This is a genomic window from Ruminococcus sp. RTP21359st1_H3_RTP21359_211015, assembly GCF_040909065.1.
Lineage (GTDB): Bacteria > Bacillota > Clostridia > Oscillospirales > Ruminococcaceae > Hominimerdicola > Hominimerdicola aceti.
Window position 1 is genome coordinate 1 of record NZ_JBDGDD010000064.1, and the last position, 3,674, is coordinate 3,674.

Here is a 3,674-nt window from a genome sequence, read left to right on the forward strand (position 1 = left end):
TCCTATGCGTCCCCTCAAATGGTTTTCGCCTATCGAATTTCTTAATAATAGTGTCCAATATGATTGACAAACCTACAGATCGCATAAAAAACAAGCCACACTCTGTGCTGTCAAATCGGCACGAGGTGTGGCTGTTATGTTGATAATAATTTTGTTGTACATCTATAAGTTGGAATTTATCTTTCAGCAGCGATCAGTATAGCTCTGCAAGGCGAACCGTCCGCACCTGATAGATTTAATGGTGCTGCGTTTAAGAAATAAACTCCCTCTGAAACTTCTGCTAAACGTATCCCTTCAAGCAATACAGCGCCAGCTCCTAATAGGATAAGGTGTACTTCCATCGGAGCATTTTCAGGACCGACAGTTTGAGATTCATTACCAAGCAGTAAAATGTTTGATTCAGCAAACACTTTAGCTGCTTCCGCAGAGACCTCTGCATCTCCCTTGATAAGAATTCTCTTTGCCGCTTCTGAATTCTGTTTTTTCGCTTTTTCAAGTATTTCCGTGGCATCATCGGCAGAAACGATTCCATTATATTCTGCAACATAAGCCATTCCTATAAATGTATTTAAACTTACGGAATCTACAGTTTTTCCGTCTTTGATAAAATGAAATGGCGCATCTATATGCGTGCCGTTGTGAGCGCACATACTAAAAGCCGTCAGGTTATACAAATCGCCTTTTTCCATTGAAGAAATCACCCTTTTTTTCGGTGTCGGGTCGCCTGGATATACCTGACAGCCGAAAACCTCTTGAGAAATATCATAGATTTTCATTTCATATTCTCCTCCACAACTTCCGATTTGTATTTCCATTCATAATTATCCACTCTACCTTTCCACTCACCTCGCCAAAAACTTTTGATACTTACTCTTCGGCTTCTCAGGTATCGTCATAATAAGCCTGCCGCTTGCTATCATTGGCTTGACGTACCTTTCCATAACGTAAGCGATCGTCATTCTGCCATTGAAAAACTCCGCTATCTCATTCCTGCTTCTCGGCGTTTTGCAGAACTCAAGTATCTCAGTTTCAATGCCGTCTATCGGCACGCTTTCGGCGGCGCTGTTGTACAACGTCACCTTGAATACGCCTCTGTCACTCTCGAATTTCGGCGCAGGCAGACCACTTTCTTCCATTGCATTTATTATCGTAGGTATGCCGCTGTATCTGTTCTCAGTTTCCCCGAGTATCTCCATAGCACCCGCTATCTTAGGGTTTCTTGTGTCGGCAGACACTTTTCCCAATCTGTCAAGGGTCATTCTGCCGTAAAGTCCGCCGGGATTTTCTATCTCAAAACGGTCGCTGAACATCTTTATGGTTATAGGCGTCGTGTCCGTGTGGATACTGTAATCTCTGTGGATAAGAGCGTTCAGGATAAGCTCTCTTATAGCAATTACAGGATACTCCGTCTTGTCCGTCCGCTTGCCCGTGTTCGGGTCTATGATAGTCGCAGTTTTCATATTTTTGCGCACGAACACCAAAGCATCATTCAGCATCTGCACAAGTGTTCCGTCTATTCGCTGATTGTCTATAAAACGTTCGCCGACGCTTGCCATACTGCTTATCTCAGTTCCGGGCACAGACACAGCCGTTATGCAAAGCTGCGGAAAAAATGCCTGCGGGTAGTTTGAGAAAAGCATTATCCCTGCCAAAGTCGGTTTGCCCTCGTCCGTAAAACCTTGCAGACGGCATATTTCTTCATTTGAAAGCTCGGCAAGATTAGGCTTTTTGTTTTTCAGCAGGTCAAAATAAAGCTTGAATGCGTTGGTCTGAATGTCCTTTGTAAAGGCTCTTTCACAAGTTCTCAGCTCGTCGTGAATGCTTTTTTTGAAAGCCTCATAGCTGTAAACCTCATATTCCGTCATAAGTCTGTCAGCGTCGCCCGACCTGACATATGAGCCTTTCAGCCTGCCTACACCGCTGTAAAAGCAGGGTTTGTCAGCATTATCAATCTCCTGTATCTCGGCAGATACGACAGTTTTGCCGTCGATAGATGCAACGGAAAACAGCGGTCTTATCACAGGCGTCATTTCCTGACACTGCGCCTCGACCTTTTTCATAAGGTCAGCCGCATCATAAACTCCGCAGACAGCGTAGCCGTCATTTTCATCTACGCCGAAAATAATAACGCCTCCGCCCGACTGATTTGAAAAAGAGGACAGCGAATCACGCACCTTAGGGCAGCCCTTATTTGCCGCTTTTATCTCTATCTTGTTACTTTCACTGCGAACAAGCTGTATTTGTTTCACCATATCTACAAGTTCATTATCAAGCATTTTATCGCCTCCATAATATAATTATACTGATTTTATTAGAATTTGTCAAGATTAATTTCTTATAAAATTGTAATTTGTCTTATAAAAGTCTAATAAAAGCCGTATAAAATGAGGTGATGGCTTATAAATTGATATGGGAGTACAAAAATCTTTATAAATGGCTGTTAAACGTAGGTTAATGTAGACTTGTATATTGTATCAATTCCACAAAAACAATTATCACATTTGCATACAAGAAATTTAGCAAGTTCCACAGGCGAGGCTTGACACAATGGTCCTATAGTCACCGATTTTATGGCCTTAAATAGTTCTGAGCCTAATTCAAGTTTCCTGTAAGGGATTAATCGATTTTTATTTGTTCTATAATCAACAGGAGAGATTTTTATATTATTTTCTAAATAATATATATTTCCCATATATTGTTTCAAACCCTTTGCTCCAATATGTATATCATCAAATACATATTGCTTTATAGCATCATCACTTAATGAATCATATAAACCAATTCGAAATTCATTTTCCGCTAAAAAAGCAGGATTTTTTACTTTAGCTCTTTTAAGCCCTATTTGCATTTTTACTTCACGAGTAAATTTAACTGAGTCTGTTATCAAACTATGCTCATTTTTTATTGAAATCAATTTTTCTGAAATAAAAGAGTGTAATTCTTCCTTTGCCTTATAAGTTACATTTTCAGCGAAAAATCCCTCTTTTACCAACCCTTCAAAAAATGATTTATCAAATCCTATACATATACCTTTACCATCATCACCATAAGCACGCCACTGGTTTAAATCATCTCGTATATTTGAAAAACAACAAATAAAGCACACATTAGCATATAATTCAGAAAGCCTCGTCATATATTTTTTCATATAATCATCGCTTTCAATATTTGCTTTTTCTTCATCTGATAAACCGTCATATAAGTTTTTCATTTCTTCCTCAAAAACATCTAAAAAATATTTTTCTTCTGAACTATCATTCATATAATGATAGCCTGACATAAATAAAACTTTGTTCTCCACAATAAGACGAAATGTTTCAAGGCTGCAATAATGATAAACTTGGTTTTCAAAAGGTATTTTTTCTGTGATTTTTATACACATAGCATTTCACCACTTCCTACATTTATAGTTAAATCAAATTCTCTTCACATTCAGCGATCCACCTATCCAGTAACTTCACTTAATTCTCATAACATAGAAGATTTATAACTTAGTCCAACTTCAATACAATCTTTGAAATATTTGTTATCCTTATTATAGCATTTTTCTGTGTGTATGGCAATGGTGCAGTGAAGAAATCACAAAATATATTTCTGATAATTTGCCTTATGCCTACTGTGAGCAGATCGGCAAGGAAATTCGTGATATTTCAGACGAGATACCGTTTGAGATT

The 3,674-nt window shown here is 38.5% G+C and carries 3 protein-coding genes; all 3 read right to left on the reverse strand.

Annotated features, from left to right (window positions below; genetic code table 11):
• Positions 1-176: 176 nt before the first annotated feature.
• Entirely contained in the window at positions 177-776 is a 600-nt protein-coding gene (locus tag AB5Z01_RS13540; protein WP_287216434.1) for a cyclase family protein, read from the reverse strand.
• Positions 777-842: 66 nt separating this feature from the next.
• Positions 843-2,276 (reverse strand): ATP-binding protein, encoded by a 1,434-nt coding sequence (locus AB5Z01_RS13545; RefSeq protein ID WP_287216435.1) that lies wholly within the window; start codon positions 2,274-2,276, stop codon positions 843-845.
• A 164-nt stretch (positions 2,277-2,440) separates the two neighbouring features.
• Positions 2,441-3,382: a DUF2971 domain-containing protein gene (locus AB5Z01_RS13550; RefSeq protein WP_287216436.1), complete on the reverse strand. Its 942-nt coding sequence runs from the start codon at positions 3,380-3,382 to the stop codon at positions 2,441-2,443.
• Between the last annotated feature and the right edge of the window lie 292 nt (positions 3,383-3,674).

Bases quoted from the DNA above. Each gene is read 5' to 3' on its own strand.
- AB5Z01_RS13540 (WP_287216434.1), bottom strand. From the start codon at position 776: ATGAAAATCTATGATATTTCTCAAGAGGTTTTCGGCTGTCAGGTATAT.
- AB5Z01_RS13545 (WP_287216435.1), bottom strand. From the start codon at position 2,276: ATGCTTGATAATGAACTTGTAGATATGGTGAAACAAATACAGCTTGTT.
- AB5Z01_RS13550 (WP_287216436.1), bottom strand. From the start codon at position 3,382: ATGTGTATAAAAATCACAGAAAAAATACCTTTTGAAAACCAAGTTTAT.